8 protein-coding genes are annotated in these 8,339 nt (G+C 45.0%); 2 read left to right on the top strand and 6 right to left on the bottom strand.

Annotated elements, in window-relative coordinates; translation table 11 throughout:
- A partial coding sequence (locus tag L1D22_RS13670) for a transposase (protein ID WP_239830202.1) occupies positions 1 to 240 on the top strand: 240 nt, incomplete at its 5' end.
- 244 nt (positions 241 to 484) lie between these two features.
- Positions 485 to 676: a hypothetical protein gene (locus L1D22_RS13665; protein ID WP_239830201.1), complete on the top strand. Its 192-nt coding sequence runs from the start codon at positions 485 to 487 to the stop codon at positions 674 to 676.
- A gap of 179 nt (positions 677 to 855) precedes the next feature.
- On the opposite strand, the gene L1D22_RS13660 is transcribed toward L1D22_RS13665, so the two are convergent.
- From L1D22_RS13660 to L1D22_RS13635, 6 genes are all read right to left on the bottom strand, one after another.
- Entirely contained in the window at positions 856 to 1,269 is a 414-nt protein-coding gene (locus L1D22_RS13660) for a VF530 family DNA-binding protein (protein WP_102431182.1), read from the bottom strand.
- Positions 1,270 to 1,714: 445 nt separating this feature from the next.
- On the bottom strand, positions 1,715 to 3,163 hold the full coding sequence (gene gnd, locus L1D22_RS13655; RefSeq protein ID WP_017059712.1) for a decarboxylating NADP(+)-dependent phosphogluconate dehydrogenase: 1,449 nt from the start codon (positions 3,161 to 3,163) through the stop codon (positions 1,715 to 1,717).
- Positions 3,164 to 3,192: 29 nt separating this feature from the next.
- Positions 3,193 to 3,909 carry a 6-phosphogluconolactonase gene (gene pgl / locus L1D22_RS13650; RefSeq protein WP_239830206.1) on the bottom strand — a complete coding sequence of 239 codons (717 nt, stop codon included), beginning with the start codon at positions 3,907 to 3,909 and terminating at the stop codon, positions 3,193 to 3,195.
- Positions 3,906 to 5,408: a glucose-6-phosphate dehydrogenase gene (gene zwf / locus L1D22_RS13645; protein ID WP_239830200.1), complete on the bottom strand. Its 1,503-nt coding sequence runs from the start codon at positions 5,406 to 5,408 to the stop codon at positions 3,906 to 3,908. The genes pgl and zwf overlap by 4 nt, the downstream gene beginning before the upstream one ends.
- 442 nt (positions 5,409 to 5,850) lie before the next feature.
- Positions 5,851 to 6,546, bottom strand: a complete 696-nt coding sequence (locus L1D22_RS13640; RefSeq protein WP_239830199.1) for a response regulator — start codon at positions 6,544 to 6,546, stop codon at positions 5,851 to 5,853.
- A 68-nt stretch (positions 6,547 to 6,614) separates the two neighbouring features.
- Positions 6,615 to 8,267: a sensor histidine kinase gene (locus tag L1D22_RS13635; RefSeq protein WP_239830198.1), complete on the bottom strand. Its 1,653-nt coding sequence runs from the start codon at positions 8,265 to 8,267 to the stop codon at positions 6,615 to 6,617.
- Positions 8,268 to 8,339: the final 72 nt, after the last annotated feature.

The following is an 8,339-nucleotide window of genomic DNA, read 5'->3' as shown; positions in this document are numbered from 1 at the left end:
TGGGAGGTATGGTGGGCACAAGTGCAAGAGAGTGGAATTAAGCCATTGAAAGAGTTCGCACGAAAACTGAGGCCTTATCTTCACGGCATTATTGCATCGGCAAGTTACCCCTTAAACACCTGCACACTAGAAGGGATAAACAACAAGATAAAGCTAATCAAGCGAATGGGGTATGGGTATCGAGATACAGATTACTTCTTCTTGAAGATAAAAGCGGCTTTCCCCGGAAAGCCGCGATGAACCTTTTTTTACGCCAGTTAAACGAAGAATTTTTGTTACTCACGCAAGAGTGACTATCTACACAACTTTACTCTCGAACTAGCCAGACCGCTATTCTATTGCTTATATAATAGCCACCTTGGAATGTGTGAATACCGTCATCGAATTAGTAAATTTGATATTAATTTAGGCTGTTTTTTAGCCTTTATTATGAACAAAGTCGGATAATTCTCCTGTCGAAAATGAGACTTCATTAGGAGGCGTTATGAACATTAAACTCGGTCATGTCATGTCATCAAGTCGACTCATTTGCTTTGTCGCTTTTCTCGCTGCCACATTCGCGTGGATTCTCAAAATGCCCGCTCTGTTTTCTGTGTCAGCGCTCTTCTTGATTATCAGTGCCATCGTTTATGTCACCGACCTATGGAAGAATCAAAGAAAGAACCGCGAAGCTTAAGATTCAAGTACAACAAGCTTTACACGCTTGAACTAAGTACACACGTTAAAAAAGGAGCACTTAGGCTCCTTTCGTCTTTTATGCTTATCACTTTAGCTAATTAGACGGCGTTATCAACGACATCTCTTGATTAGCGAAGTCCTATCTAACGACGCCTTCTTATTAACGACGCCCTTTTGCTAGCGACGGAAATTACGACCGTTACCGCCACGGCGAGCTTTAAATGCAGAAGCCGCTTTAGCTTGAGAAGCCTGGATAGACTCAACCGTTAATTCCATTGGCTCACGAGGCTCTAGCCCGTGACGGAATGTACGTGAACGCGGAGGCATCTGGTATTCGATGTCTGATGCTTTAGGCATACGCTTAAAACGGTAAAGGTAGAAGTTTTCAACCTTCTCACGAGCCCATTCCGTCTTCTTCAGATATTTAACAGCGCTTGCTACAGTCGGCTTAGTGTTAAAGCAGTTCATGCGCATTGCTGCATCCAAAATTTCCCAACCATAGTGATCCACTAACTCAGTGATCATGGTCTCAAGCTTTAAGCCGTGTAGAGGGTTATTTTGTTGCAGTTCGATTCTTTCTTCTTCAGTCATAACATTACCTTTTTCAAGGCAGCTCACGGCCTTGAATATACTCTAGAACACCGTCATCACTGACCGCTTCTAGCTCAATCACTTAGGCATTACATCCATTGCCCTTATTTATGCCTTTATGATGGCATAAAGCATGTACGTTATCCTATTTATCTTTTCATTTAATTTCAAAATGGTTGTTTAACGTTCGGATTACCATGAACAGCGCGCTATTTAATCTATTGCGCATACACTATCAAGTTCATTCCTCCGTTTAGAAGACAGTGGAAGTTCTAGTTAACAAATAAAGGTAACGCTATGAAAATGAGTTAAAAAGCAATAAAGATGCTACGTAGTAACTGATTAAAAAACGCGAACCAATAAAAAAGGATGCCCATTAGCAGCATCCTTCTTTCTATTTACAGCTTAAAGAACAAACACGTTCTTTACTGATTCTAACTAACGATTATACGTCGTAAGTTGTAGAAGCAGTGTCGCCGCCTGTACCAGTCCAGTTTGTGTGGAAGAATTCACCACGTGGACGGTCAGTACGCTCGTAAGTGTGAGCACCGAAGTAGTCACGTTGAGCTTGAAGCAGGTTAGCTGGTAGACGTGCCGTTGTGTAACCGTCTAGGAAAGATAGCGCAGAAATCGTACATGGCATTGGGATACCAGACTCTAGAGATTTCGCTGCTACTTTACGCCATGCTACTAGGCTGCCTTGTAGAATGTTTTTGAAGTACTCATCAGAACCGAGGAACGCGATGTCTGGGTTTGCTTCGTACGCATCGCGGATGTTGCCTAGGAATGCAGAACGGATGATACAACCACCACGCCACATTAGTGCTACGTTACCGTAGTTTAGGTCCCAGCCGTTTTCGTTTGATGCTTCACGCATTAGCATGAAACCTTGAGCGTAAGAGATGATCTTAGAAGCCAGTAGAGCTTGACGTAGTGCATCAACCCACTCTTGCTTATCACCTTCAACTGGAGTGATTGTTTTCTCAAACAAAGCTTCAGCTTCAACACGTTGGTCTTTAAGAGCAGACAGGCAACGAGAGAATACAGACTCAGAGATTAGAGTTAGTGGGATACCTAAGTCTAGAGCGTTGATGCCCGTCCACTTACCCGTACCTTTTTGGCCTGCAGTATCTAGGATCTTCTCAACTAGCGCTTCACCGTCTTCATCTTTGTAGCCAAGGATGTCAGCCGTAATTTCAACTAGGTAGCTGTCTAGCTCAGTCTTGTTCCAATCAGCGAATACTGCTTGCATCTCGTCAGCAGACATACCTAGGCCATCTTTCATGAACTGGTATGCTTCAGTGATAAGCTGCATGTCGCCGTATTCGATGCCGTTGTGTACCATCTTAACGAAGTGGCCAGCACCGTCGTTACCAACCCAGTCACAACAAGGCTCGCCAGCGTCAGTTTTTGCAGAGATACCTTGGAAGATTGGCTTAACCGCTTCCCAAGCTTCAGCTGCGCCGCCTGGCATGATTGAAGGACCGAAACGAGCACCTTCTTCACCACCAGATACACCAGTACCGATGAAGTGGATGCCTTTCTCACGACAATGCGCTACACGACGGTTAGTGTCTGGGTAGTTAGTGTTACCACCATCGATGATGATGTCGCCTTCGTCTAGAAGTGGGATTAGGTTTTCGATGAACGTGTCTACAACGTCACCAGCACGAACCATAAGCATCACTTTACGTGGCGCTTCTAGCTTCTCAACTAGCTCTTCTAGAGAGTAAGCACCAACAATGTTAGTACCTTTAGCTGGGCCTTCTAGGAACTCGTCTACTTTCGCAGCAGTACGGTTGTGAGCCACAACTTTGAAGCCGTGGTCGTTCATGTTTAGGATAAGGTTCTGACCCATTACTGCTAGGCCAATTACACCGATATCACCTTTCATTATTTATATCTCCTTGCGGCTATTCGCACTTATGCGATAGCACTTGCTGCATTTGAATCTAGGAACCACTCTGTCTCGCCAGTTTTAGACTGGATTTTTGCTGCCGGGTAAGGCAACTCTGAAGCAGGAGTAGTATGAATTTCTTTAACGATCTCAACTTTGCCTGCACCGAGTACTAGGTAGCTGATTCGTTTTGCTGCTTCTAAAACTTTTGCAGTTTTAGAAACACGGATTTGACCAGACTCAGGGTGAGAAGCCAGTACAGACAGGTTCTCATCTTGGTAGTTGGTTGCACCCGGGAATAGTGAAGCTGTGTGGCCGTCTGCGCCAACACCTAGCAGAATCCAATCGAAAACTGGCGTGCCGTTTTCTGTTGGGATTACGTCTGCCATCTCTTTTGCGAAACGCTCTGCTTCTGCTTTAGGTTCATCTTCACCACGGATGCGGTGGATGTTTTCAGCAGGAAGGTTTACTTGAGTAAACAACAATGCATTCGCTTCACCGAAGTTGCTTTCAGCGTCGTCTGGTGCAACGCAACGCTCGTCGCCCCACCAAAAATGAAGGTTGTTCCACTGAATGCCTTCTGCGTATGGCGCTTGCGCCAGCAGTTTGAAAAGCATTTTGGGTGTGCTACCGCCAGACAGTGAAATGTGAACAGGTTTACCCTGCTCGCTGTACGCTTTCATTTCGTTTGCTAGGTTTTCAACAACTAGCTCTGGCGTTTCAAAGATCTTGTGGTTGATCATAGTTCGCAGTAATCCGTGTCTGTTAAGTTTTTGCATGGGAAACGCCATGCGCGGCCATCACGTTGCAGCAGTTCATCTGCTTCCTGTGGGCCCCAAGTACCACAAGCATAGCCAAACAGTGCTTGAGGATCTTGCTTGAAGTCTAAGATTGGTTGAACGTACTTCCAACACGCTTCAACTGCGTCGGTACGTGCAAACAGAGTTGCATCGCCGTTTAGTGCATCAAGAAGAAGACGCTCGTAAGCCGTTAGCATTTGAGTTTCAGGCAAGTCAGAGTAAGAGAAGTTCATTTTCACTTCTTTTGCTTTGAAGCCTGCGCCCGGCTCTTTCAAGCCAAAGCTCATCTGAATACCTTCGTCCGGTTGGATGCGGATAATCAGTTTGTTCTCTGGTGCATTTTGACCAAATACTGGGTGTGGCGTGTTCTTAAAGTGAATCACGATTTCCGTTACGCGCGTTGGTAAGCGTTTACCGGTACGAACGTAGAAAGGAACACCATTCCAGCGCCAGTTGTTGATGTGAGCTTTTAAGCCGATGTACGTTTCAGTACGAGAATCGTCTGCTACACCCGGCTCTTCACGGTAACCTAGCAAGTGCTGGCCGCGAACGTCTGAAGCTGTGTATTGACCAAGAACGAGATCTTTACGCAGGTCATCTTCCTCAAGAGGTTTCAGACACTGAAGTACTTTAACCACTTCGTCACGAATAGAATCAGCATTGATTTGAGCAGGAGGCTCCATACCAACCATCGCTAGCACTTGCAGCAGGTGGTTTTGGAACATGTCACGAACTGCACCAGAACCGTCGTAGTATCCGCCACGCTCTTCAACGCCAAGGAACTCAGCACCTGTGATTTCAACGTATTCAATAAAGTTACGGTTCCACAGTGGTTCGAACATCGCGTTTGAGAAACGAAGCACTAGAAGATTTTGTACCGTTTCTTTACCAAGGTAATGGTCGATACGGTAGATCTGGTGTTCTTGGAAGTGATGATGGATCTCTTCATCTAACGCTTGAGCAGAAGCTAGGTCGTAACCAAATGGCTTCTCGATGATCAGACGACGCCAGCCGTTCGTTTCATCGTTCAGGCCATGCGCAGCAAGGTTTGCTGGGATCACACCGTATAGGCTTGGCGGCGTTGCCAAGTAGAACAGTGTGTTATGGTTTTCGAATTGGTAGTCTTGCTCAAGCTTGTCTAGACGTTGTGCTAAACGAGCGTAATCTTCGACATCTGAAGTGTTGATCGCTTGGTAATGCAAATGTTCAATAAATGCATTCAGCGTCTCAGGTTCAGTTTGTTCCATTTCCTGAAGAGACTTCTTCAGCTTCTCACGGTAAGACTCATCGCTGTACTCAGTACGGCTCACTCCAAGAATCGCAAAGGATTCTGGTAGTTGATTGCTAGCATACAGGTGGTACAAAGCAGGAATTAACTTGCGGTAAGTTAGATCTCCCGACGCACCAAAAATAACGATGCTGCTGTTTTCAGGTATTACCATCATCTTTCCTATAAAAACAAGGTTTTTAGTATTCGCCAACGGTATCAGCGACATACGAAAATAGATAATAGGTCTTAGCTATTACATCAATAGCGAGTGCCTATTACACTTGAGAATGCGTTTGGTAAACGAGGGTGAATGCTATCACCTCTATTCGGGACAGTATTGTCTATGAGTATTTGATTTACATCAACCACTGTGAAAGCAATCGATTAAATATTGACTCATTTCGAACAAATTCTAATCGATAGCTGAGTTCACAAAGGTAGAAATAACAGCAAATCGGCATTCTCAAACATTGTAGTCAAGAAAGAATGGCATCTGGTCTGTGGAGTGACTTGTGGATGTTAAAAGGGAAACTAAAACCAGCTTATTCAACTGGTTTTACAGTTTATTTGGAATGTAAAGGTATCTTCGGATGAAGAGAGCTTCTTGCGCACCTTTATCTTTTCGCTTTGTTATAACAACGTTCAGGACGACCAACGGTGCCATAGTTCAAATCGGCAACCAATTCACCGGTCGTGATCAAGAATTCTAGGTAGCGTCTGGCTGTGGTTCGGCTTGCACCAATGCGTTCACCCGCTTCATCAGCCGTAATATTCGTCGCGTCAGCTTGTTGAAAGACCGCACGAATCTTATCGAGTGTTACACCGTCGATCCCTTTAGGTAACGTTGATGCTTTCGCTGAGTCTGCTTTCGCATTGGCTTGCAACATCTTGTCGACCAAGCCTTGGTTAAGGTCAGACACGTTTTCAAACTCTTGCTGCTGTGATTGGTACTTTTTCAGCGCCGCTTCCAAGCGAGGAAACATCACGGGTTTGAGTAGATAGTCGACGACTCCGCCACGCATTGCTTGCTGCAAAGTATCGACGTCGCGTGCTGCGGTAATCAAGATAACATCACAACCTTGATTACTTCCGCGAACGTGATTGAGAATGTCGATCCCACACCCATCCGGCAGATAAACATCCAAAAGAACCAAATCAGGCTTCAAGATATCGAGCTGCATTAAGGCTTCAGACTGTGTGGTCGCGATTCCAACCACATCAAATCCTCCCATCTGTTCTAAATAACGATGGTGAAGCTCTGCAATCGCAATATCATCTTCAATGACCATGACTCTCGTGATTGCGTTCATTTATGTTCTTCCTTTAACCATTGTATTCCTTCACGATGATCGTCACTCGATCGTTTCGTGCTTAATTATTATTGTTCTTCTTTTGGTAGATACACCGCCATGCGTGAACCAAAATCAGGGTTATCAACCATTTCTAACTGCCCTTGATAGCGATCGGTGAGCTGCTTGACGAGATACAAACCAACACCGCGGTTTTGTTTGGCTTTACTCGACACACCTTTTTCAGTCAGCGCGTCAGTTGCCAAGTGCTTGGGTAATCCACATCCTTTATCTTCTACTTCAACGATAATCTCATTGCCAAAATCACTGATAGATACTTCAATCACTCGACGTGAAGGGACAATCTGCCCCTCTTGTTTTATCGCTGCCATCGTCGCATCAAACGCATTATCAATCAGGTTACCAAGAATAGTGACAACGTCATCCGCATTTAAGCGGCTTGGCAGAGCTTCAAGTCTTGAGCCTTCTTCGACCTTGAGCTCTAAACCAATTTCTCTCGCACGCTCCGTTTTACCAAGGAGCATACCTGCAATGAGCGGGTCTTTAACAGTTTCACGCAAGAACTCGATAAGGCTTTGATAATGTTCTGTTTCTTGGCCAATCAGTTGTTGTACCGAGTCCAACTCGCCCATCTGGATCAAGCCACTGATGGTGTTAAGCTTGTTTTGATGTTCATGGGTTTGTGAACGGAGTAGATCTGCATACTCTTTAGTTTGTGAGAGTTGGTCTGTTAAATCGTTGATCTCGTCTCTCAATCGGAAACTGGACACCGCCCCGACCACCTCACCAGCCACTATAATCGGGCTTCGGTTAGCAATGATTCGCTTATTGTTTAAGTACAACTCAACGTCGTGGTCGGTATCGCCTGTTGATAGCAGTTGCTCTAAATCACTACCGGGCAATACGTCAGAAAGGCGCTGTTGATTGAGTGCTTTATCTCTGTCTATCGATAAAATATCGCAGGCACTCTTATTAATTGACCGTAAAATGCCGTGCTTATCGATACTCAGAATACCCTCTTTCACGGTACTCATGGTTACATCTAACTCAACATACAGTCGGCCTATCTCTTCAGGCTCAAAGCCTAAAATAGCGCGCTGAAAGCGACGGGACACATAGCTTGAAATCAACGCGTTAACGGCAACCACCAGCAAGGCCATCACAATCAAAAAGGCTAAATAAGGTTCTATTCTGTCTTGCAGTGAATCTAAGAGATAACCCACTGATACAACGCCAATGACAGCATCATTCGAGTCTTTGACGGCCGATTTACCACGTACTGAAAACCCGAGCGAACCTTTTGCCGTCGATACGTAAGACTCACCCAACACCAATGCCTTCTGGTTATCACCACCGCGCATGGGTTTCCCCAACCTGTCGTCGTATGGGTGAATTAAGCGAATGCCTTTCTCATCACCGACAACAATAAACGCCGCACCAATTAACTGCGTGAGGTTTCGAAACTTAACTTGGGTCTCTTCAGATAAAACGTGAGGAATACCATCAGCATCCAAGGTGCCATTTTCTTGAATAATTCGGGTGACAAGCGGTGATTCAGAGAGAAATTCAGCCACACCGAGCGCTTTCAAACCCATCTCTTGCTCTTGAGATTGTTTGATATAAGAAAAACCTGCCGCTGAGAGTATCAACAGCTCTACGAGGCCAGTGACCGTCATGATAATCAGTAACCTTTTACGGAAACTGATGCTACTCCATTTCATATAAAACCGTCCCTAGTGCTTAACGATTAATGTTAACACCAAGTTAATCTTATGACCTTTGTGCTTATACGA

Source organism: Vibrio sp. Isolate34 (assembly GCF_022397915.1).
Classification (GTDB): domain Bacteria; phylum Pseudomonadota; class Gammaproteobacteria; order Enterobacterales; family Vibrionaceae; genus Vibrio.
The sequence above is the reverse complement of the archived record's forward strand: the minus strand, read 5'-3'. Positions and strand labels throughout refer to the sequence as shown.